22 protein-coding genes are annotated in these 24,216 nt (G+C 45.6%); all 22 read right to left on the reverse strand.

Annotation, left to right across the window (positions count from 1 at the left end):
- Nucleotides 1-87: 87 nt before the first annotated feature.
- Nucleotides 88-1,773, reverse strand: a complete 1,686-nt coding sequence (recN, locus tag DWW70_RS03430) for a DNA repair protein RecN (protein WP_117874737.1) — start codon at nucleotides 1,771-1,773, stop codon at nucleotides 88-90.
- Between the two features lie 57 nt (nucleotides 1,774-1,830).
- Nucleotides 1,831-2,280 carry an arginine repressor gene (locus DWW70_RS03435; RefSeq protein ID WP_117548758.1) on the reverse strand — a complete coding sequence of 150 codons (450 nt, stop codon included), beginning with the start codon at nucleotides 2,278-2,280 and terminating at the stop codon, nucleotides 1,831-1,833.
- Nucleotide 2,281: 1 nt separating this feature from the next.
- Nucleotides 2,282-3,136 (reverse strand): NAD(+)/NADH kinase, encoded by an 855-nt coding sequence (locus tag DWW70_RS03440; protein ID WP_117874735.1) that lies wholly within the window; start codon nucleotides 3,134-3,136, stop codon nucleotides 2,282-2,284.
- 10 nt (nucleotides 3,137-3,146) lie between these two features.
- Nucleotides 3,147-3,950 carry a TlyA family RNA methyltransferase gene (locus DWW70_RS03445; protein WP_022216691.1) on the reverse strand — a complete coding sequence of 268 codons (804 nt, stop codon included), beginning with the start codon at nucleotides 3,948-3,950 and terminating at the stop codon, nucleotides 3,147-3,149.
- 11 nt (nucleotides 3,951-3,961) lie between these two features.
- Entirely contained in the window at nucleotides 3,962-5,839 is a 1,878-nt protein-coding gene (dxs, locus tag DWW70_RS03450) for a 1-deoxy-D-xylulose-5-phosphate synthase (protein ID WP_117548756.1), read from the reverse strand.
- 21 nt (nucleotides 5,840-5,860) lie between these two features.
- Nucleotides 5,861-6,745 (reverse strand): polyprenyl synthetase family protein, encoded by an 885-nt coding sequence (locus DWW70_RS03455; RefSeq protein WP_117874733.1) that lies wholly within the window; start codon nucleotides 6,743-6,745, stop codon nucleotides 5,861-5,863.
- Nucleotides 6,742-6,975 (reverse strand): exodeoxyribonuclease VII small subunit, encoded by a 234-nt coding sequence (gene xseB, locus DWW70_RS03460; RefSeq protein ID WP_117548755.1) that lies wholly within the window; start codon nucleotides 6,973-6,975, stop codon nucleotides 6,742-6,744. Before xseB ends, DWW70_RS03455 begins: the two co-directional genes overlap by 4 nt.
- A gap of 2 nt (nucleotides 6,976-6,977) precedes the next feature.
- On the reverse strand, nucleotides 6,978-8,258 hold the full coding sequence (gene xseA / locus DWW70_RS03465) for an exodeoxyribonuclease VII large subunit (protein ID WP_158564570.1): 1,281 nt from the start codon (nucleotides 8,256-8,258) through the stop codon (nucleotides 6,978-6,980).
- Nucleotides 8,242-8,721 (reverse strand): transcription antitermination factor NusB, encoded by a 480-nt coding sequence (nusB, locus tag DWW70_RS03470; RefSeq protein ID WP_118649237.1) that lies wholly within the window; start codon nucleotides 8,719-8,721, stop codon nucleotides 8,242-8,244. Before nusB ends, xseA begins: the two co-directional genes overlap by 17 nt.
- 36 nt (nucleotides 8,722-8,757) lie before the next feature.
- Complete coding sequence (locus DWW70_RS03475; protein ID WP_015533560.1) at nucleotides 8,758-9,177, reverse strand: Asp23/Gls24 family envelope stress response protein; 420 nt, start codon at nucleotides 9,175-9,177, stop codon at nucleotides 8,758-8,760.
- 100 nt (nucleotides 9,178-9,277) lie between these two features.
- Nucleotides 9,278-9,910 (reverse strand): SpoIIIAH-like family protein, encoded by a 633-nt coding sequence (locus DWW70_RS03480; protein WP_117548752.1) that lies wholly within the window; start codon nucleotides 9,908-9,910, stop codon nucleotides 9,278-9,280.
- 12 nt (nucleotides 9,911-9,922) lie between these two features.
- Complete coding sequence (locus DWW70_RS03485; protein WP_117548751.1) at nucleotides 9,923-10,531, reverse strand: hypothetical protein; 609 nt, start codon at nucleotides 10,529-10,531, stop codon at nucleotides 9,923-9,925.
- Entirely contained in the window at nucleotides 10,531-11,004 is a 474-nt protein-coding gene (locus DWW70_RS03490; protein WP_158547566.1) for a stage III sporulation protein AF, read from the reverse strand. The genes DWW70_RS03485 and DWW70_RS03490 overlap by 1 nt, the downstream gene beginning before the upstream one ends.
- A gap of 18 nt (nucleotides 11,005-11,022) precedes the next feature.
- Nucleotides 11,023-12,231 (reverse strand): stage III sporulation protein AE, encoded by a 1,209-nt coding sequence (locus tag DWW70_RS03495; protein ID WP_147341850.1) that lies wholly within the window; start codon nucleotides 12,229-12,231, stop codon nucleotides 11,023-11,025.
- The gene (gene spoIIIAD / locus DWW70_RS03500; RefSeq protein WP_022216698.1) at nucleotides 12,221-12,610 is read right to left on the reverse strand and encodes a stage III sporulation protein AD; all 390 of its coding nucleotides are present in this window, start codon (nucleotides 12,608-12,610) and stop codon (nucleotides 12,221-12,223) included. Before spoIIIAD ends, DWW70_RS03495 begins: the two co-directional genes overlap by 11 nt.
- Nucleotides 12,611-12,635: 25 nt before the next feature.
- A complete protein-coding gene (gene spoIIIAC, locus DWW70_RS03505) occupies nucleotides 12,636-12,836 on the reverse strand; it encodes a stage III sporulation protein AC (protein WP_015533564.1) in 201 nt (66 codons plus the stop codon).
- Nucleotides 12,837-12,853: 17 nt separating this feature from the next.
- The gene (locus DWW70_RS03510) at nucleotides 12,854-13,372 is read right to left on the reverse strand and encodes a stage III sporulation protein AB (RefSeq protein ID WP_055272703.1); all 519 of its coding nucleotides are present in this window, start codon (nucleotides 13,370-13,372) and stop codon (nucleotides 12,854-12,856) included.
- Nucleotides 13,373-13,386: 14 nt separating this feature from the next.
- Nucleotides 13,387-14,319, reverse strand: a complete 933-nt coding sequence (spoIIIAA, locus tag DWW70_RS03515) for a stage III sporulation protein AA (protein ID WP_117548748.1) — start codon at nucleotides 14,317-14,319, stop codon at nucleotides 13,387-13,389.
- A 195-nt stretch (nucleotides 14,320-14,514) separates the two neighbouring features.
- Nucleotides 14,515-15,072, reverse strand: coding sequence for an elongation factor P (gene efp / locus DWW70_RS03520; RefSeq protein WP_055144922.1), 558 nt, complete (start codon nucleotides 15,070-15,072; stop codon nucleotides 14,515-14,517).
- Between the two features lie 250 nt (nucleotides 15,073-15,322).
- Nucleotides 15,323-16,414 carry a M24 family metallopeptidase gene (locus tag DWW70_RS03525; RefSeq protein WP_117874727.1) on the reverse strand — a complete coding sequence of 364 codons (1,092 nt, stop codon included), beginning with the start codon at nucleotides 16,412-16,414 and terminating at the stop codon, nucleotides 15,323-15,325.
- Nucleotides 16,414-17,799, reverse strand: a complete 1,386-nt coding sequence (locus DWW70_RS03530) for a shikimate kinase (protein WP_117874791.1) — start codon at nucleotides 17,797-17,799, stop codon at nucleotides 16,414-16,416. The genes DWW70_RS03525 and DWW70_RS03530 overlap by 1 nt, the downstream gene beginning before the upstream one ends.
- Nucleotides 17,800-17,918: 119 nt before the next feature.
- Nucleotides 17,919-24,212 carry a DUF5057 domain-containing protein gene (locus DWW70_RS03535; protein ID WP_118649238.1) on the reverse strand — a complete coding sequence of 2,098 codons (6,294 nt, stop codon included), beginning with the start codon at nucleotides 24,210-24,212 and terminating at the stop codon, nucleotides 17,919-17,921.
- Between the last annotated feature and the right edge of the window lie 4 nt (nucleotides 24,213-24,216).

A 24,216-nucleotide genomic window follows, 5' to 3' on the forward strand; every position in this document is an offset into this window, starting at 1 on the left:
ATACGTAAAAACAACTAATAGCTTATAAAAAAAGAGTAACAGCCTTGGCTGTTACTCTTAGTATGTTGTGTTAGGAATAACTTTATATCAGTATTTTTTTGTCTTTTCTGCCATTTGTTTCATCTCGCGGGCATTGCTCATGACTGCCTCAGTTATGGTCACGCCGCCGAGAAGTCTTGCGATCTCCTCTGTTGATTCCTCGTCGCTTAATCGGACGATCCTTGTCACTGTCTTGCCCTCGTCGGCAGACTTTTCTATGAGATAATGACTGTCTGCCATCGCTGCGATCTGCGGAAGATGGGTTATGCTTATAACCTGATGGCTTCTGGAAATAACTGCCATTTTTTCAGCAACCTTCTGAGCTGCACGGCCGCTTATTCCCACATCGATCTCATCGAATACAAGAGTGCCGATATTGTCCTCGGACGCCATGCAGGATTTGATCGCCAGCATGATCCTTGAGAGCTCACCGCCTGAAGCCACGTCATATAACGGTCTCAGCTTCTCGCCGACATTTGTCGAAATGACAAAATAGCAGTCATCGATTCCATTTGCCGTACACTCCGGAAGCCTGTCAAATACCATGTCGAACCGAACCTCCATGAAACTCAGATCAGCAAGTGCATCTCTGATGTCTCTGCACAGATTCTCAGCCTGCTTCTGTCTCTCAGCAGTAAGCGCATCTGCTGCCTTGAGCATGGCTTTCTCCGCCTTTTTTATTTTGTCTGAAAGTCCTGCTATATATTCGTCATATTCAGACAGCCTTTCATATTCCTTCCTGCTGTCCTCCAGATATTTGAGCACCTCTTCCAAGGTGCTTCCATATTTTCCCTTTATATCATTGATGACGTCAAGCCTGGACTCAACACTTCTAAACTCAGAATCGTCAAAGTCCATGCTCTGCATGTAATCATTTAATTCAACGTTAAAATCATTCAGCAGCGCGTCAATATTTTCCAACTGACTATACAGACCGTCTATCTCTCCGTCGAGATCCTTTATACCCTTCATCGATGCCAGCGCTCTGCCGATCTCATTTCCCGCAGATGAAGAAGATTCATAACCTGTAACGCTGTATACATCCGAAGCTGCCGCAACTATATCGCGTGAATTGACCATCCTGTTGTACTGATGCTCAACATCTTCGTCCTCACCAGTCTTTATATTTGCTGACTCGATCTCCGCAATCTGGTACTTGAGGAATTCTACCTTTCTGCTCCGCTCCGCCTCATCCATCGAGAGCTCGTCCATCTCACGCCTGAGTGTGACGTACTCTCTGTGACACTCTGCAACCTTCTGCTTCAGGGGATCTATGGATGCTCTGCCATATTTATCCAGAAGCTTCATATGCTCCGCTTTCTTAAGGAGCGTCTGCTGCTGGTGCTGCGTGTGCATATCTATGAGAAGCGCAGATACCTCCCTGAGCTTTGCGGCGGTCACCGCCATATCATTTATAGTGTTTATGGTTCTGGAATTATTTATTCTCCGCGTGATGAGTATCTCGCCATCCTCCGATGGCTCCACTCCCAGATCTCTGATCTGCTCAATCACCTGGGGATCATCCACCAGGAAAAGCAGTTGACAGAAGCCCTCCTTGTCAGGCTCCCTGACTATATCCTTCGGAAGCTTATCTCCCATACCAATCTTCAGGGCTCCCATGATTATGGACTTACCCGCACCGGTCTCACCGGTAAGTATGTTGAGATTATCGGTAAAATTAACATTTGCATCGTCTATGAGTGCAATATTCTTGATATGTACATTAAGTAACATTTGTATCCTCCTGTTGACGCACAGACTTTATTACACATAACATATTACAGAGAGCTGTCATCTCTGCATCTTATCTATCGTCTTCATGACCGAATCGGTCATCTCCCGGCTTCTGACCGCCAGGAATATGGTGTCGTCCCCGGCTATACTTCCGAGGAGTCCATTTATCTCCACATTGTCAAGTGCTGCGGCAACTGCCATCGCCATGCCCGACACTGTCTTGATCACTATCAGATTCTCCGCCGGCACCATGGATAATATGCCAGCCCCGAGAACCTTTCTGTACGACTCTATGGACTCATGTGTTGCCGACTTTCCCAGAGTGTACTTCTGCCTGCCACCCGCCACGGCAACCTTGGTGAGGTTGATCTCTCTTATATCTCTCGATATGGTGGCCTGGGTCGTGGAAAAGCCCGCCTCTGCCAGCTTCTCCAGCAGTTCATCCTGAGTCTCTATATCATATTGTTCGATTATCGACAAAATCTTCGCCTGTCGCTTCTGTTTCATATCACTTTCCCCCAAGCTTGTTTCTAAGTATCTCGTAGAAATTCACATCACTCGCCTTTACGAGCTGCGTGGTTCTCTTTGACACGCATATATCAAGGATATCGCCTGCTGCCAGCTCGAAATCATTTCCACCGTCAAATGAAACTATCGCCTCGGTGTCCTGCGTCTTCCTCTTCTTGGCGATCTCTATTGAAACCTTTGCATCACTAGGAAGCACAATACTCTTCGAAGTCAGCGAATGTGGACATACCGGAGTGATGACCATCAGTCTTGCCATAGGATCCACGATCGGACCTCCGGCTGAGAGATTGTAACCCGTGGAGCCAGTGGGGGTCGATATGATGATTCCATCTCCATCATAGGCATTCAGAAAGCTTCCATTTACATAGACATCAAGACCTATAAGTCTTGAAAATCCTGCCCTGCTGATAACTATATCATTGAGTGCCCTCTTCCTGCACTCCTTGCCATCTCCTGTTCTGACTGTTCCCCTGATCATCATTCTGTCCTGCATGGAATAATCATCCGCAAGCAGTCTGTCTATGATGGTCTGCCAGTTGGTGATCTCCCCCTCAGTGAGGAATCCCACCGTTCCAAGATTTATCCCGAACAGAGGAATCTCCACATGGCTGGCACTGGATGCCACATTGAGGAGTGTTCCATCCCCTCCAAGAACAAGTATACAGTCAAAGCTCTCAAGCTCATCCGTAACCTGCTGCTTGTCACATGCACTGAAGCTGTAGCAGTCCATGGCTTTACACGCACCATTTTGCGATTCAATATACGCTGTGAGCTCCGACGTTATACGATTATCCTCATCCTTATCCGGGTTATATACTATATAAAAATTCTTCATATCGTATCCTCTATGACTTGTTCAGTTCGTTGTGGGACTCCTCCACCAGAGCCTTTATGTCGAATTCCTCATCCGTCTTCGACTCGTCCTTTGATATGTGGAGCAGATATTCTATGTTGCCCTCAGGTCCTTTTATAGGTGAATAGCTGAGGTGCAGTGTGCGGAATCCTATGCTTCTGGCATAACCGACTATCATCTCCACAACCTCAATATGGGTTGAAAGCTCTCTGACAACGCCCTTCTTGCCGACCTTCTCTCTTCCCGCCTCGAACTGCGGCTTGATAAGGCACACGATCTCTCCACTATCCGTAAGCAGCTCCTTTACCGCTGGAAGCACCTTTGTAAGAGATATAAATGACACATCTATCGAAGCAAATTCAATCTTATCGTCAATATCCTCAGGTGTGACATATCGTATATTTGTTTTCTCCATACAGACAACTCTCTCGTCATTTCTGAGCTTCCATGCAAGCTGTCCATGACCCACGTCAACGGAATACACCTTCACCGCACCATTCTGCAGCATACAGTCGGTAAAACCGCCGGTGGAAGCACCTACATCCATGCACACCTTACCCGCAAGCTCCACACCGAAATGATCCATAGCCTTCTCAAGCTTCAGGCCTCCACGGCTCACGTATTTGAGGGTGTTGCCCCTGACCTCTATCTTAGCAGTCTCGTCAAATGTCGTGCCGGCCTTATCCTCTTTGTTATTGTCAACATACACTATTCCTGACATGATGATGGCTTTCGCCTTCTCTCGTGAATCTGCCAGTCCCTGTTCTACAAGGAGAACATCAAGTCTCTTCTTCATCTGTCTTCCTCTTATTCTGTACAATCTGTCGATATTATATGTTTTATCCTGTCATACAGCGAATCCGCGTCAAGCTTCAGCATCCTCCTGAGCTCATCCACGCTTCCATGCTGTACAAATGTATCCTCAATGGCACACACTGTCACATCCACATCAAGGTGTCTGTCCATGACATACTCCTCGACCAGAGATCCGTATCCGCCATGCTTTATCTCTTCTTCAATAACCACTATATGTTCATGATCCCTGCTGAGCTCATCTATCATATCAGTATCTATCGGCTTCAGAAATCTTGCATTGACAAATGTGACATTTGTTCCCTCTGCCAGCAGTCTGTCATATACCTTCTCGGCCTCCTGAACCATGTTGCCAACAGCCACTATGGCAAGCTTCTGTCCCCTGTGGATCATCTCGCTCCTGCCATACTCAATATCCGCATTGTATTCCTTAAGTCCATAATAAGCCTCTCCTCTGGAATACTTGAGCGCAACCGGACCATCGTAAGCAACAGCCCACTCCATCGCTCTGGTGAGCTCATATCTGTTCTTCGGCGCAATGATGGTCATGTTCGGAATATGTGACAGAAACGCAGTGTCAAATATGCCCTGATGTGTATCGCCATCTGCACCGACAAGCCCTGACCTGTCAATGGCAAATATGACATGCAGCTTCTGCAGGCACACATCGTGTAAGATCTGATCATATGCCCTCTGCAAAAATGACGAGTATATCGCAACCACTGGCACCAGTCCCGACGCAGCAAGTCCCGCAGCAAACGTCACCGCATGTTCCTCCGCGATGCCAACGTCAAAAGCTCTGTCCGGGAACTCCGCAGCAAATGCCGACACTCCTGTTCCCTTGCCCATGGCAGCCGTTATGGCCGTTATCCTTGGATCAGCCTTGCCAAGCTCCACCAGCTTTCTGGCAAACACTCCTGTGTTTGTCATGGCCTTCCGGTCCTTAATAACCTTTCCAGTCTGTATATCAAACGGATCAACGCCGTGGAAATAGCTAGGGTGTCTCTCGGCATGGGTATACCCCTTGCCCTTCACTGTCTTCACATGCACAAGGATCGGTCTGTTAAGCTTAAGCGCCTTTCGGAAAGTGGCCTCCATCACATCTATATCGTGTCCGTCTATAGGTCCTATATATGTGACTCCCAGCTCCTCGAAGAACATCCCCGGCACAAATATCTGCTTGATGGAATCCTTTGACTTCTTCAGTCCTCTGGCAAGATGTTCTCCAGCCACAGGGATCTTCATGAGGATCTTCTCCACATTGCCCTTAAAATCATTGTACTGCTGCCCAACACGTATCTTGCTGAGATATGTGGACATGCCGCCAACATTCTGATCGATGGACATATTGTTATCGTTCAGCACAACAAGGCAGCCGGTCTTGATATCCGCCATATTATTCATGGCCTCATATACCATGCCACCTGTGAAGGAGCCATCTCCGATCACTGCGGCAATCTTCTCATTTGTACCCTTGATACTTCTGGCACACGCCATTCCAAGCGCAGCGGAAATGGATGTTGAGCTGTGTCCTGTATTGAACGCATCGCACGGGCTCTCACTGGTCTTCGGAAAACCGCTCATTCCTCCAAACTGTCTGAGAGTGCCCATCTCATTCTTCCTGCCCGTCAGTATCTTGTGGACATAGGACTGATGTCCCACATCCCATATAAGCTTATCCTCAGGGAAATCCAAAACCCTGTGAAGTGCCATGGTAAGTTCCACGCATCCAAGATTCGGAGCCAAATGTCCACCGGTCTCGCTCACATGCGACACCAGAAATTCTCTGATCTCATCCGCCAGCTCCGGCAGATCTTCCCTGTCTATATCCTTTATATCGTTTGGTTTATTTATTCTATCCAGTATATTCATATGCACACCACGAGAGGAGTCCTATTTATCCCTGTTTATCAGCCAGATGACCAATTCCTTCAGAAACTCATTGTCCCCGCCTATCTCTTCCAATTCTCTTACTGCTCTCTCCGACAGCTCAGTCACATAACGTCTGGATTCATCAATTCCATGTATTGTGACATATGTAACCTTGCCATTCTCCTCATCACTCAGCGTCGGCTTTCCAAGGAGCGCACTGTCTCCACAGACATCCAGAATATCGTCCTGGATCTGGAATGCCATGCCGACGTCCGATGCTATCTTGTGTACCGCCGCAACCTTAGCCTCGTCTGCCCCCGCAAGTATCGCGCCTATCATCATGGATGCCTCTATGAGGGCTCCGGTCTTGTTCTCATACACATATTCAAGCTGCTCCTTTGAGAGCTCCTTGCCGGTCATCTCCACATCGACGACCTGACCGCCTATCATGCCGTTTATACCCGGCTTCTGCGCAAGCACACACATCGCAGGCGCCACAGCATGTATATCCTCACCCATGCCAAATGCCTTACATGCGGTCTCATATGCATAATTGAGCAGCGCATCCCCCGCAAGAATGGCCATCGCCTCGCCAAATACCACATGGGATGTCTTTCTTCCGCGCCTGTAATCGTCATTGTCCAGAGCCGGAAGATCGTCATGTATGAGTGAATATGTATGTATCATCTCTATCGCAGCCATGAACGGCTTTATAACCTCTGACTTGCCGCCGAACAGCCTGTATGTCTCCTCCATGAGCATGGGACGAAGCCTCTTTCCACCCGCCTCTACCGAGTACGCCATGGCCTCACACACTGTCCTGTTAAATCCGTCTGCAGGTGGCAGATAGCTCTCAACTATATCGTTGATCCTTGCCGCCTTCTCCGCTATAAGTTTATCTATCATGCTTCCTCCTGACCCGAAAGTGTTATCATCTCTTTCTCAACATCGCACAGGTAATTCCTGCATCTGTTTATGAGCTGGACGCCCTCAGAATAAAGCTCCATGGACTTCTTGAGCCCCGTATCAGTATTCTCAAGCGCAGCCGCTATCTCATCAAGTCTGGCAAGAGCCTCCTCTATGGACACATCCTGAAGAGTGTCCGCTGTATCCATATTCTGTGTATCTTCTGCCATATCTATTCCTCCTGCCCGGTCACGTCAGCCACGACCGCCTGTATTCTTCCATCATGAAGAGTTATCTCTATATCATCCCCAGGTGTGATCCCTGACACAGATCTGACAGGCTCACCATCCGATGAAATATATCCAAATCCATTTATGAGCTTAGCTGTAGGCGAAAGGCCATGTATCCTCTCCGTCATGACCGCCAGGGCATTCCTTGTCATGTCGTACTTTCTGCCCATCGCGCTCTTCATCCTGTCATGAAGCCTGTCACAGTGCACCGATCTATCCTCTATCTTATCCGCCATCAGCCCATTTATCTGCTTCTCTATTCTGTCAAGCTGCTGCCTCTGACTGTCCATTCTTCCGGATGGACTCAAAAGTCTGAGCTGCCTGTCATAACCATCCAGACTCCTCGCAAGTCTGTCTATCCTGCCGGATATCAGCATGGTGAGCTGTTCAAGTCTCCTGTCAAATCCGGCAACTGTCTCTGCCACCACCGGAAGCGCATGCATGACAGCCGTGGACGGATTGGATTCTCTCCTGTCCGCAACCATGTCCGCAACTGTGGTGTCTATCTCATGCCCCGTAGCCGATATGATAGGCGTCTCCGCATTGAATATGGCCCATGCCACCTGCTCCTCATTGAACGCCCACAGATCCTCCTTGGAGCCTCCGCCTCTTCCAACGATTATGAGGTCGAGCCCCATGGAATCAAGTATCTCGATTCCTCTGGATATATCCGCCGCCGCATACTGTCCCTGCACGGTCGCAGGATAACAATAGAGCTGGGCATACGGATCCCTCCGTTTTGCCACTGCACGGATATCGCTTATCGCAGCCTTTGCCCCCGCCGTCACTATACCAATACGCCTCGGATAGGCGGGAATAGGCTTCTTGTATTCCTGCGAAAACAGCCCCATGCCGTCCAGTCTGGCTATGAGTCTCTCCAGCTTGGCATTCACCTCGCCGTCACCCACACGCACCAGCCTGTCTACATAGAGCTGATACTTTCCGTCTCTCACGAAGACATCAATATGACCAAATGCATGAACCTTGTCTCCGTTCTTCGGAGCAAACTTGAGTCCATATACCTGTTTTCCCGCAAACATAACAGCCGCCAGAACTCCGCTGGGATCCTTGAGACTGAAATACATATGACCTCTCTTGTCTGTTCCGAGTCCTGTGATCTCTCCCTCAACCCCCAGACTGCCAAGCCACGGCTCGCCGCTGACCAACTCCTGTATCCTCTCATTGAGTTCCTTGACTGTATATATGTTATTCTGCTGTGGCATCTGCGCCACTCTCCTTCTTGTCCTTATCACCGGATACAAGCTTTGCAAGAAGTGCATTCACGAACTTGCTCGCCGATGCATCACAATACTTCTTTGCCAGCTCAACCGCCTCATTGATGGCGACCTTCTCCGGTATGCTCTCATCGTACTTCACTTCATAGACACCAAGCCTTAATATAGCCAGCTCCTCCTTGCCTATACGAGGAAGCTTCCAGCCTTCTGATATCTGTGAAATGATCTCATCTATCTCTGCTTTCTTAGAGATGATATTCTTAACCTTGGTGGTTATATAATCTCTGTCCTCATTGCTGACTATTCCGTACAGAAGCGGATCGTCCTCCTCATCTCCCGGCATCTCAGGGTCAAATGCAAAATCAAGCTGATCCTGCATGCCCTCAGCGTCATTGAACTCCAGTGTAAATACTATCTTGAATATCCTGTCTCTTATCTCTCTTCTAGTCATATCTTCCTCTCCACTATATAAAGCTTTATCTGTATCCTATCTGCCGTCTCCAACACGTACACCGGCTATCCTTATGTTGACTTCCTCAACACTCAGTCCTGTCATAGTCTCTATAGCCTGCTTGACCTTATCCTGAACCTGGCCTGATACTGATGGTATGCTGTACTCGTACAGAACCTCTATCGCAATATCAACCTTTACCTTGCCGGGAAGAAGCTCTACCTTAACGCCCTTTGCAGGGTTCTTCTTTCCGAACTTTGAGGCAAGCTCATTTGGAAGGTTGCCTGTAAGTCTGTATACACCTTCAACCTCTCCGGCTGCAAGCCCTGCTATGATAGCCACTACGTCATCCGCTATCTGGACTTTGCCCAGAGAATTGCTCTCTTCTATATTGTAAGAATTATCCTGAACCGCGCTGCCTTCAATCACGATATCATCATTCAACTTATCACTCATGGTCATACCTCCCGTTTCGTATGGGTTATTTGAATCTTATTATAATCTGAAGGCAGCTATTTTGCAAGTATATGCGATTCACGGCTTATCCTTCCGCTGTCTATTTGCCACCCATGACAGATATTGCAACACTGCTTATATCATACCCTGTTTTTCGGATAACTATGTCCTCTATCTGTGCTCTCTCGGTATCCGACAGCGATTCCACATTCAGCGACACGTCAACAGCCTCATCACTTATCGTCACTATGGCATCGCTATACCCCTTTGCCGCCAGAACTGTCTCGACATCTGTCTCCTTCTCTATGGTATCGTTCAGCTTCACATATGTATCTGTCGCCTCCTTCTTTGCCGAATCGCTGAGTGCCTCATCACCTATCACATCCATCAAAGCTTCCTTGCTCCTTGATCTGCTCTGCTCACGGTTCAGCTTTGCCGCGGCCATATTGCTTGTCACCTGTGCACTGGTGAGTACAGCGTCACCGATCTCATCCTCCTGGCCATTGAGCTCCACATCCTCGGTCTGGCCATTCTCATCCTTCACCGCCTGTGAGTTCTCATTTTCCGCCATGGACGATAGATCCTCATAGTTGATCACCTCCACCTGTTTTTTGTCAGCTTTTTCCTTCTTCTTGTCCTTTCCTGCATCCGCAAAGCTCATGTAACCGGCCACCCCTATCATAACTGCAAGTGCGATGACCGCCAGTCTGTTCTTTCCACTGAATTTCTTCATAGTCCCTCCACATTAATTTGCTTCTAATATCACAATCTTATGCGTCGGCACGTCAAATAATGCCTGCACTGCATTCGTTATCTTCAGCGTTGTATCGCCATTTTCCGCCCCCTTGCAAATGATAACCACACCCTCGGTCTCCGGCTCCCTGTACCTGACCACATACGGCGAGCTCCCACTGCCCTCACTCACCATGACCGTCTCCTCCGACACGCTTCTCTGGCTGCTGTCGCCGTTCTCACTGGAACTGCTTCCGGAGTCCTTGAGTGCTATGTTCTCACCGCTGTCCTTGACCGTTATCATCACTCTCACATCTGATATTCCGTCCACCTGCTCAAGCACTGATGTGAGTCTCTCCTCCATATACTCCACATAATCCGTGGTATCCCCTGACATATTCCGGTCATTTCCGCCGGTCACATCCGCGTCTGTCTCATCGGACTGTCCGGTCCATCCGCTCTTTTGGTCATTTTTATCAGTCTTGCTGTTATTTGCCGGCCACACAACTATCATCAGACATATCCCTGACAGCAAAATGAGCAGCAACTTGTATAATCTGTTGTTGCTGCTCTTCAATATATTCATAATCCCCGATATTCCCTTTTTCTTAGAATCCTCCACTACAGTCCCTCCTGCATATGATCTGTATTGCCCCTCCTGATGGTAATCCTGTTCTCATCAACGCCGTATTCCTCTGACACCGCAGATCTTATCCCGTCTGTGTCTACTTTATCAGACTGTATGGATATCTCCATGCTGTCTATCCCAAGCTCCTCCCCGGTGACTATACGCACCACCGCATCGGCATTACAATTGTCAGATATAAACCGCTCCACTACCTCCTCCATGGCCCTGACATACATCTCATCATCGCCCTCGGCCACGTCCATTCCAAGCGATTCACTGTATGTATTGAACTCTATCCTGTCCGCATACCCAAGCCAGCCTATTACAGGATTTATCACAACCATCATCATGACAAATCCCACAGCCGCCTGGACATATCTGCGCATCTTCGGATCCGGGGCAATATACAGCACGACAGAAAAAAGTATACTGCACACAACTATATTTTTCAGCCACTCAGCAAGCATGCACATCCTCCATCCGTTCTATGATATGTTCACCGACATCAGGGCTATGCTTATGATGAACATCATCACGCTTATTCCGCACGCCCTCAGCATAAGCTCCACTGTCTCCGCCATGATGCCTGCTGCCTCGGCATATCTCTTGTCTCCGACCGGCTGCACCACCGCGGCGATGAACCTTAATATGAACATGATGACGATTATCTTGATCATTGGCACTGCGGCCAGTATCACTATCATGATAGTGCACGCCATCCCCATACAATTCCTGATAAACTCTCCTGTGCTCACCATCACACTTATGACAGCGCTCACCGTGGACATCCCTGCACCTTTTCCCAATGTCCTGAGTATGCCATTTCTTGAAAGCCTGTCCATGGACGGTGCTATCATGCTCTTGACCACATTTATCCCGGTTACCACCGCAAACATTGTCCGCATTCCCCACACCGCCAGGCTCTTCATAAGCCCCGCCATCCGGGAGAAATAATCCTCGCTTCCAAGATTATTTATGAGTGCTATGAGCCCGCCGCATTTGATGAGGGGGAGTATGAACCTTATTATCACATTCTGGCAAATGTATATCACCAGGATTATGACCGACTGTGAATATCCGGCACTCTCCGGGCCGCTCACATATAACACAGACGAGGCGTACATTGGATAGAACGCTTTCATGAACTCCGTGACATCTCCTATGGTGTCCTGCACGATGGACTGCACTAGGACGAAATCCCCCAGCAGCAACGATAACAGCACCATGTATGTAACCATGAAACCATGGGCGGATACATACTCGCCCATATTTCCCGCAAGCTGGGCAAATGTACTTCCGAGCACGATCACCGCTATGATCTGCAGCGCCAGCCCCCTGCTTGTCCTGACCTCGTATATGACACTGTCGGAAAACACTTTTAGTGCCATGTCTATGGTGGAATCCACGTCACCACTCTTTAGGGACTCGTATATGTCGTAGAAGGTCACGTCGGATTTGTCTTTTGTGATCTCATTGAGGCTTCCGATGACGGAGTCGTCCCCCAATATATCTGAGTTAATATCAGAGTCACTTTCCGTGGTATTTTCCTTTTCATTCTCAGCATAAAATTCTGGACAATATTTGATATCTGTATCATATGATTCAACTTTACTCTCATTACACACATTTGCCGCATCAGGCACTGACACCCCCATAAAGAGCATCAGCACCACCACTATCAAATTACCCCTCAACTATGGTCACCACCAGATCTATAACTCCCATGAGTATAGGCATACTGAGCAGAATAAGAGTTATCTTTCCCGCCATCTCCACTTGGGATGCCATGGCATTGCAGCCGGCATCTTTGCAGATATCTGATGAAAATCGGCATATATACGCTATACCTATCATTTTCAGGATCACGTCTATATATGAAATATTCACCGACACGTACGCAGTCAGCCTGTCTATGTACGAAGCTATAAGTCTGAACCTGCTCACAACAAAATACATGAGCATCACACACCCGGCTATGGACAACACGATCCCGTACCCGGAATCCAGTTCTTTTATCTTCACCGCTATCAGAACCACGATCACCGCAGCCAGAGAAACCGCCATGAGATTCATCATTTACCCCCACATCTACTCTCATTTATTGCCCTATATTTACAATATCCATGATCTCGTTGAACAGGTCACTTATGTACGGGATAACCCAGGAAAGCACAATGATGAGTCCCGCCAGATTGAGCAGATAGGCGTGCTCCTCCTTGCCTGAATGTTTTAGTATCTGGTTGAGCAGTGCCACCAGAATTCCCACTGCACCTATTTTTAGAAGTATCTGGATCGTCATCGTCTCTCCCTCTTAACCTACATGAGCAATATAACTATGAATACGCCTCCAAGCAGCCCAAGTGAATTGGCAAGCCTCTTTATCCCGGAACTTCTGGCGCGTTCCCGCTGGTATCTGTCCGTAATTATATCTTCCACAAGATTTATCCTTGAGAGCTGTGCCTCAACGTCCATATCTCCCATTATCTTTCCAAGCCTGTCCACATCCGCCAGCACCTCCAAGCTCAGGGCACTGTCCCGCCTCAGCATCGCCAGTGAGTCTGTCCACAATTCTGCAAATGGCCTATCCCTGTTCTTCTCAGACATCTCCGCCAGACCGTTCACCCATTTACCAACATTTCCCTTAAGACGCTTTGCACTGTCGGCAAGTATCTCCGGGAGCTCCGATCCGGCATACATGATCTGCCCCTTGAACAGTTGTATGAAGAGCAGCATTTCCTCCATCTCCTTCACCATGCGCCCATGCAACTGCCCTATGGCATGTCCCACCATAAATGAGGCATATACGATCAGACATCCCCCTATCGCCTTAACCATGTCCTGCCTCCCATCTAATCGTACCAGCACAGCCGGTTGCCCTGGCCGTCAAATATATCAGAGATCTGTCCTGCCTTATCGCCTCCAAGCACAACATACCTCTCAAAAACCCTGTTCTCCACAAGACGCCTTATCCCTGCCCTGTCTCTCACATCATCCATGGAATAGCCATGTGCAGTTGCAAGCAGACGGCAGCCGCAGTTTATCACGCCGAAAATGGCATCGACATCCTGCTGCCCTCCTATCTCATCGACCGCTATGAGATCAGGCGCCATGGTTCGAACCAGCATCATCATTCCTGAAGCTTTTGGACAGCAGTCAAGAACATCAGTCCTCATTCCGACATCATTCTGCGGAACACCCTTGTAGCACGCCGCTATCTCCGATCTCTCATCAACCACACCAACTGTCATTCCTCCGTCTGACACTACTCTTATGATGTCCCTGAGCAGTGTGGTCTTGCCGTGACACGGAGCGGACACTATGAGCGTGTTCATCAGCTTGCCATCACCGTATATGTATGGCAGGACATCACCGCTGCATCCCTTGATCTCATGTGCCACCCTGATATTTAGAAATGATATGTGTCTGATGCATTTGATCCTTGTTCCATCGAGTATGATCTTGCCCGCAACTCCTACCCTGTGTCCACCGCACACGGTGATAAAGCCCTGACGTATCTCATCCTCATAGGCATACAGGGAATGATTGCAGATACATTCCAGAGTGTCGTTCACATCCCTGGCAGTCACTATGTACGCATCCTTCATATTACAGGTTCTTGATCCGCAGGAATCAACATATATCTCCGAGTCCTCGTATCTAAGTATAAAGGGACTATTCACCCTCAGACGTATCTCCCACAGTCTCCCATAATCAAGCCTCAGCTTCTCAACCATGCACCTGATCCTGACGGGAAGCAGATGCAATATATCTTCTCCACACATATGTATCGTCCTTCTTCTATATAACACTGTCTGTACAGCTACATAAAAAGTATATTCAGAGGGTGGATAGGTTAGAACCTTTGGTTGCTTACAGCGCAAAAAAGTCCCGGCGATTCAAATATCCTGAATCACCGGGACTCTTATTCTTCTTATATGTTATCGTAGGTAGTTATATCCTAATGCTGGTAACAATTATTATACTCTTGAAAGATACTCGCCAGTACGTGTATCGATCTTGATCGTGTCACCCTCGTTAACGAAGAGAGGTACTGATACCTGTGCGCCTGTCTCAACTGTACATGGCTTTGTTGCACCTGTAGCTGTATCACCCTTAACACCTGGCTCGCACTCTGTGATAACAAGCTCAACGAAGAGAGGTGGCTCTACAGCAAATACGTTGCCATTGTGTGAACAGATCTTACACATCTCGTTCTCCTTAACGAACTTAAGTGAATCACCTATAGCTGCTGAGCTGATAGGAATCTGATCATATGTCTCTGGATCCATGAAGTAATAAAGATCTCCGTCATTGTACAGATACTGCATGTCCTTTCTCTCGATGTGAGCCTTCTCACACTTCTCTGTTGGACGGAATGACTTCTCTACAACACCGCCACTCTTGATGTTCTTAAGCTTTGTTCTAACGAAAGCTGCACCCTTTCCTGGCTTAACGTGCTGGAACTCTATAATCTGATAAATATTTCCTTCGAATTCGATTGTAACGCCGTTTCTAAAATCGCCTGCTGAGATCATCTCTGCCATAACTATCTTATCCTCCTTAAAGATATAAACTTCTTGTCACATTTTATAATATATGAAATAAATTTTCAACTATTTTTTACCATACCATCAACCTTTATCAGGTAAGTCTACGTTTCTGCGCTTTCTACTGTCGTATATACACAGCAATACAAACGCACATACTCCTACAGCACTCACGATGGCTCCCGGTATAAGACCTGCGGTATGATACCTGAGTTCTATATCGTGATAGCCGCCACTACTAAATCTCTATCAGCTTCTTCTCTGATCCTGTAAGATTCCTGTAACCATCCTCCGTCACAACAACCAGATCCTCTATCCTGACACCAAACTGTCCAGGAATATAGATTCCCGGTTCAACTGTTATGACCATGCCAGGTTTCAATATGTCATCACACTTAGGTGAAAATCTCGGATTCTCGTGTATAAACAATCCCACCGAATGTCCAAGTCCATGTCCAAAGCAATCTCCATATCCGGCATCGGCTATTATACGTCTAGCAACAGCATCAACATCGTTACATCTGACTCCTGGTTTTATCATGTTCATAGACTCCGTCTGAGCCTTGAGTACCGTATCATACACATATTTCATTGAATCAGATGCCTTTCCTATTGCTACGGTTCTGGTCATATCTGAACAATATCCCTCATATATACAGCCAAAATCCATAGTGAGGAAGTCCCCCTTATTCAGAGTCTTATCCGTAGGAATAGCATGCGGCATGGATGAATTCATTCCAGATGCAGCTATGGTGTCAAAACTCAAGCCTTCCGCACCATTTTTCTTCATATGATACTCCAGTTCAAGCGCAACATCCTTCTCTGTAATGCCAGGTCTGAGATATTCCAGTATATGTGAAAATGCCTTGTCTCCTATTGACTCCGCTGTATGGATATTCTCGATCTCCTCATCTGTCTTTATCTCTCTTAAGGAATCCAGCTTACCATCAAGACTTATCCATTCCACACCGGATATTCCTGTCGAATATTCCGAATACTCTCTATAGCTGATGCTAAGATTCTCAAATCCAACTCTCAGATTCCCAGAATTTTTTCTCTGTCCATCAAGAATAGACGAAATACACGCAACATATCCTTTTCCAGCAATATCCGCACATTCATATCCTTCACACTCGCGCTGAACCTGCTCTGTATATCTTGAATCCGTTATGACTGTCTTACCTGATCCTGCCAGAACTATAACGCCCTCGCCGCGGTACGATGCTATATATCTCATGTTGTACCTGTCCGTGATCAATATCGCATCAAGATTCATCTCATCTATTATCCTTCTGACCTTTTCATAAGCAATTGCTGTGTCCATAACCATCATCTCCCACCTTCTATATAAGAACTTATTTCCTGTACTATCTCATCTATTTCAATTCCTGTAACCGGAACTATGATATCAGCGGCAGCTTCATACACTGGTCCTCGCTGTCCCATAAGTTCCCTCACTCTCTGATCTACATTTTCTCCCTGCAGAAGAGGTCTGGTCGTATCTCCCGCAAGTCGCCTTACTACCTCCTCAGGCTTAACGTCCAGATATATGATCCTGCCCATTCGCCTGAGTTCATCCACATTCGCCTGTCTCATAGGCAGTCCGCCTCCAGTGGATATAACCGTATGTGACAGCCGGCTGTTCAGCTCCTTAAGGGTATCAGTCTCAAGCTGTCTGAAATAAGCTTCCCCCTTCTCGGCAAATATCTGCTTTATACTGCAGCCTGCCTTCTCCTCTATATAAGAATCTACATCAAGCAGATCAAATCCAAGCTTATCCGCGAGCACCCTGCCAATGGTTGTCTTACCACACCCCATAAAGCCTATCAGGATAACATTATCCCTGACCGACTGCAGCAATCTGTCGTACACAATATCAGCAACATCCTCCGATATGGATATATCATTCCAGAGCTCATATGCAATTATTCCCTGATAAAGGAGCATACGCAAACCATTGTACGCCAATGCTCCAGCCTGTCTGCAAAGCTTCATAAACTTTGTCTCAAACGGATTATATATGAGATCGATTCCCACACTGACTCTGTCGTAAAAATGTGGATCATCGATGACTACCGCCTCATTTTTCGGTGCCAGACCTATCGATGTGGACTGGAATACCACGAACTTATCATCTACATTCTCCTGCAGTAACTGTCCATAATCACCAAGTCTCATGGCAGTCATTGTCTCTCTGCCAAAATGACCATTCATGTCCTCTGCTATCGTCTGTGCCTTCTCGATCGTTCTGTTAAGGATATATACCTTATCCGCACCCTTATTCATGCACATATATGCCACAGCTCTCGCTGCACCGCCTGCGCCAAGTATGATAACCTTTTTACCGTCAAGTCCCACTCCGTAGGACTCCAGTTCTCTGGACAGCCCCATCATATCTGTGTTATATCCCTTATATCCATTTACAGTTCTAACAAGAGTGTTGACCGCACCTATTGCCGCTGCCCCCTCATCTATATCCACAAGTGAAGCCATTATCTCATTCTTGTGAGGTACAGTGGCGTTCATTCCCAATATATTCAGTTCAAACGCTCCCTTTACGGCATCCGCCAGCCCCTCCTTATGGGTGTGGAACGGCACATACACTTCATTGATTTCCAATATATCGCTGAGTGTGTTGTGTATAAGCGGTGACATGGTGTGCTGAACCGGATCACCAAGCAAACCTAATAATCTTGTCTTTCCATTTATCTCCATATGTATCTCCATCCTTCAGTCTCTTATTTTGAACAGAGTCAGTATAACACAAAAAGAAACCGGAGTATATAACCACCCCGGTTTCTATATTTATTGCTATTATTTATACTATATACGCATTATGCAAATACATTCTTCTTCTCGGCAATGAAATCTCCAAGTGCCGGAACGTCTATAGTATTGTCTGTCAGGTCGAACAATGGATCTGCGGCCTTAACCTTGATCATTGTATATACAGGAACTGTCTTGCCCTGGTAATATACCTCCACAACGATGTATGTGTAATTTCCACCATATGGTGCATAACACGAATCATCAGGTGTAAGGGCTGTACCATTGCCATTTCTCACAATATCCTTTATATCGCCTGCAATTGATGTTAACTTGGCTGTACCAATCTTATCGTATGACTTAATCATCTTATCAGTATTCTCTGTATAGCTTGGTCTGATTGAGTAATCGGAATCATCGTAATCCAGATCATAGTAAATGTTAACCTTTGTTACCTTTGTCTTCTCCGGAATTCCAATCTTATAATCAAACTCAGGATCATCTGTCTTTGAGTCAACCTCACTTACATATACAGTCTTTCCTGATGAAGCAAGTGCCTCTGCATCCTTTGGAAGCTCATCCTCTGCAGCCCATGTCTGCTTTGGATCGTAACACTTGATAGTTGGCATCTCTGGTACTGCTGATGCACTGTTTACAATAACGTTGATGAACAGCTTTCTCTCATCATTGTTTCTTGTACGTCTACCTGTAACTGATGAATGTCCGGCACCACAATATGTGATCGCACCACTGCCATAAGCTGTAGTGTAGATGAAGTAAGCCTCCATTGCATCTCCAGGATCCGCTGCATACTTTGATGAACGCATCTTACTGTTCGATGAGTTATTTGAACCTGCAAGAGTATACCATACTGTTATGTTGTCACTCTCAAGATCAAGTGCAAATGCCTGCTGATGTGTACCCGATATGTTCAGTGATGAACTTATGTTGTATGGATACAATGTTACAAGACCTGAGTTAAGCTGTGTAGCCTTAACTGTCTCAGCACAAGCTGACTGATCCTGGTTTGAAGCCTGTGACCAGGCTGTTGCTGCCTTATATGACTCCTGTGCATATACATATGGAAGTGTAGTTGTTGCACCAGCCATATTACCATTGTAGTAAAGTGCTGTCATTGCAAGTGCACTTACATATACCTTCTTATCTTTTCCAAGATATGGCTGCCAGTATGCGTTCTTCTCAACAAATACATCCATAATGTTAGAATTCATACTGTTCAGTAATCCTTCGCCTGCAGTAGGATTATTTGCATATGGTGTCAGGTAATACAAGCTGCTATCCGGTGATGTATATGTCACATCATCAACTGTTCCATCTGCTGTGTATGTAACTTCCAGTGTACTTGTATTAACAGAAGCCTTGCTGTAAGAAACACTCTTAACGTTATACTTACCAAGCTTAAGTGGATTGTCATACTTAACAACATTGTCTGTTATATCAACATGGAATCTGTTCATTCCTACTACTGATAAAAGTGACTTTGTAAGGTTAACTGCACCTGCATTTGCATATGGTGACATTGAATCATGGAAGAAGAATAAATCTCCTCCTGCTGATACATAGTCAAGTATGTACTGACATGTTTCCTTCTTGAAGTCAACCTTAAATCCACCAAATGAATCCGATGGTCCAAGAACAAGTATTGAGTACATGTTCTTCATAAAGCTCTTACCATATGAACGTCTGAGGTAAGTATTGTACTTATCCTTTGCCTCAAGTTCTGCGTTCTTTGCTGTCACATAATCTGAATAATACTTAGCAAAATCAGCTCCGAAATCATCTGACATCTTTCCTGCTTTGAAGTCACCCTCACAGTGATTCATTGTGTTGTACTTTGGCCAGAATATCAGATAATAATCGCCTGTATCCTGCATATACTGAAGGACTTTCTTTGTCTCTGCATTGCTTGTCCTGAAATTATTGATAAATGTACTGTAATTTGTAGTTCCTGTATATTTACCATCAATATAGTCTATTGCATTCTTGAGATAGTTATCAAGAATCTTCTTTGGCGTTGCAACCTTTGCTGACGCTGCTGAATATTCTGTAAGTGCAACAGCGGCAAGGCTCTCGTACTCTTCCTGACTATGTCCATCAACCTTCTCACCCTTGGCAAGCTTCTCAGCCTCTTCTACCATAGTATCAAGGCAATCATACTGAGCATCTACTCCATCTCCTGTCTTGAATGAAGCTCTATCACTTGAAGCAACCACAAGATCAAGATTTATGTCATAATCCTCTGAAAGCTCATCTGCAAGATTCGAATAATAATCATCCGCATCTGTGTTTGTATCAAACTCATATACGCCGAATCTGTTTTCATGTCTTCCAAGAACTGCATACTGAGTAGTTGAAGCGTTATCAAGCTCTGCCATGTTTGCAAATACATTGTACTTTGCAATCTTGTGAGCTGTCTGTGACTCAATATCAAAGTAAAGTGTATCAGTTGCTCCCCATGAGGTTGCCGTCTGTCCCTCTGCCATTGTCTGAACCTGAAGAACATTTATCTCACTCTTTGATACGTTATTGTTTACTATCTTGCTGAGACCTGTAGAAGAAGCAACTATATTGCCCTCCTCATCTGTTATCTCAAGATACCATGCTGCTGATCCAAAGAACTCAGAGTCAAGCGCTACTGTCAGTGATTTCTCCTGACCGTTTGTGATCTTATCCCCAAGACAATAATCACCGCCGCCCTTCTCGAACTTTGTATTCTTATCAACATCTACAAACAACTTGTAGTTATATACTGACTTGTCACCATCAACCTGGAATGTAAACTGTAATCTGTTGGACTTGATGTAAGTCTGCTGTATTCCCTGCTGATATGTAACTGGTTTTGTAGTGATAGTAAGTCTTGTTCTATGTGCACTTCCTGTCACCAGTCTGTTAAGAGATGCTGAAGTAGCATCATCCCAGACTACCTTGTAGTTATAATATACAGTATCTGTTCCCGGACGCTTATACCATGACTGATCCTGTACGTCTGAGTCCATATAATCAGTTTCCTTGAACTTACCTCCAGCAAGTGACTGAACACGCTTTGTCCATAAACTGTTACCGTATATTCCATCCTTATCACTTATATACTGTGTTGCATCCTTATCGAATCCCCACAGAATATTTGATCCATTTGATCCTGTATGTCTTGCATAGAGAGTATCTACCAACTGATACATTCTTGAGGATGGATCGAGATAATAATTCTTTCTCTCAAGCTTTCCATCTTTATACCAATATCCCTGAAGGAGCTCAGCCTGTGAAAGCTTATCACCATTTGCATTTGTACCCTGCATATTCTCATATACGCTGGTAAGCTCATCACTTATGATCATCGGTCTGCCTGATGCCATGTATGTGAGAAGCTCCTGATACTTTGTGTTTGTCAGGTCGTTACCATTCTCTGCAAGATATGTTGTTGTGTAATACTTGTCACCAACCTTTGGTGATGCAAGCATATTTGTTGATCCTGATATAGGTGCTGTATCTGGGCTATATGTAGATGCATTCATCAACTGACTGAGTGTACCTGTGTGGTAATACATGATGAATGTTGGGAATATCTGATATGTGTAACCCGGCGTAGCATTACCGATATCATTCTGTCCTTTGTACATCTCCGCTGGATTTCTATCCATAGCACTTATATCGCCACCGATATATACCAGATCGTATGTCGCTGCTATATCTTCCTTCATGCCAATGAGCTGCTCGGTCGAAACCTGAGTGAGCTGAATATCTCCAATGGATATTCCATCGATAGCATACGCTATCTTCGCCTTGGTAAGATCAAAATCATAATACTCTGTTCTGGCCGCAAGCTCCTGTTTAGACTTACCACTTACTACATCAGATGGAACTGTATAATAGTTTCCTGTTATTTTAGTTGTTCCATCACTTCTTGTTGTATAAGCTGTACTTACGGTATCCTGAAGTGCTGCCACCTCAAGATCAATCGGATAATCCGGCTGAATCTCAAGTACCTTGAACTTGTTATCAGAACCATCGCGATACACACTGGCATTGATAACATCAGCCACTGCCTTTGCCGATGGTGAATCAACTACCGGAATGGTTGGATCTGAATCATCGCCACTGCCATCTCCTGAGCCCTTTCCGTCACCGGCCTTAGAAGAAACTATAAAATACTGTCCACTCTCGACTGCACTGCACAGATCCTTGAATACCGCTGTACCTATCTCCTTGTTATATGTACCCTTGTCAATAAATACAAAGTCATACTCTGAGAGATCAAGCTTATCATAAGTACCATTCATGAATACTGCCTGGGTTTCGAGATATTTGTCATGCAGACCAGTAACATACGAAACAACCTTTGCCGCATCTGAGAAATCCAGATTAGTATATACAAGATCACTCTTATACTCATAATTGAGATCTGCATTACCAACATTCTCCTGGAAATCCTGATATGTAACTACAACATTCTCATCTTCTGTTCCTGCTGCGTCTATTCTGTATGTGTATCCTGATACATTGTCCTCGTCAACTGTCTTAATATTGAAATCATACTGATAATCAGTATCACTTCCGTCAACAAGACCGGAATTATCAGCTACTCCAACCACAAGATCATCATAAGAGAACTGGTCATCACTGACATCTCCTCCAACTACAACCTTGTAGCTATATTCAGGGCTGAGTCTGTCAAAGCTGTATGTGTATACAGTCTCCATAACTGTGTTGCCATCAGCATCCTTTATCTCCTGACCATTCTCGTCAAGTTTCGGAACCTCTTTCATCTCAAGAGGAGCCTTCATAAGAATATCTACTGATGTTCCTGCCAGATTAAGCTGTGTTCCATTTTCTACTACAAGATATGCATACATATCTGCTGCTGGATCCACTGCATCACCTGCATCATCAGTACATCTCACTGTACCGGAAACTGACTTTGTCTTGACATCCTTATAGTATGATGTTGCAAAGTTGACATTCTTAAATGCCTTACCGCCATTGGTCATCGCCTCTACAAGATCGGCACTGTCAATGAGATAAACATCAGCACCACTTGGCACATATCTTGAAAGACCTGTACCACTGCTTGAAGTACCATTCGCATACATATGTCCTGTCAGATCGCTGTTTGGAGCCTTCTGTACAGATTCCCATGTATTTGTCTTCGCATTGAATGTGTAATCAGCAGAAGCCATGTCTCCACGTGTAGCACTGCTATTCTTCTCTGTGATTTCACTGAACATTGCACTGCCGGCTCCGTCCTCTGAAATCACAAGTATCTTGGCATTATCAAAGTTCCACGACTTTCTGTCTCCTGTAAGACCTGATCTTGAACCAGCCTTATCATATGTAGAATCCTTGATATTATCCGGTATGTTACCATCAAGGAAATCAAGTATTGATACACCCTCATACCACTTATAGTATGTTCCATAGTTAAGGTAATCGCTACCACCCTCGCTGGCTTTTCTCTCTGCCTGAAGAATAAAGTCAGAGATCGTCTTTGTTGTCTTGTTTATATCAGGAGTCGTCTTGTTATCATCTGCCTCCTGATAAAGTGTCTTAAAGAAATCCGGCTCTGTAACAAGGACATTATCATATCTTGCCACAGCACCCTTAGTGATCAGCTTGTATGCAAGTGCACCCATTCTGTAATCATCATTATTTCCTGTTATAAGCTCTGGCTCTGATGTACACAAAGTTCCTGTACACAATGCTATAGGATGTGAGTTTGCTGTAGCATACGCATCCAGCCAGTTATACAGATCCTCGCTTATATCATTTGCTTTGCTGGCATAATCGCTGGCACCATTCGCCCAAATATATATGAAATCCGCCTGATTGAGGATTCCCTGGGCTGTTGTATCCATGCTGTTCAGCTCGCTGACTGTACAAGTTGTAAGAGTCACCGCACCGGCAGCCATGTTATCGCTTATCGTCTTATATCCATTGAACACTGCAAGTCTAAAATACTCACCTGCATACACATATCTCCAGAGATATGTTGTTGAATCGTATCCTGTCAGCTTCTTCGCATCACCTGAAAACTTGCTATCAGTGACGGTTTCCTTCAGCTTCTCATCCATATCTGCATTACCACTATATGAATCAGGTACTATCTGGACGATTCTGAATTTGTCCTCTCCTGTCTGTTTCTTGCCAGCATCGTTGGAGTTCTTGACTGCCAGATCGATATTGGACAATCCTGTCAGACTTGTAGATTTGCTTCCGCTGCCGTTCGCATCACTCAGGGAAGCCTGAGAATCGGAGTTAGCCAGTGTATAATTCACAAATATAGAGCTGACTACAAGTGCGAATATAATAGCTATAGATGATAAGACTATTTTTTTATTCTTAAACACTGTA

The sequence above is a fragment of the Coprococcus sp. AF16-5 genome, from assembly GCF_003479365.1.
Classification (GTDB): Bacteria; Bacillota; Clostridia; order Lachnospirales; family Lachnospiraceae; genus Coprococcus; species Coprococcus aceti.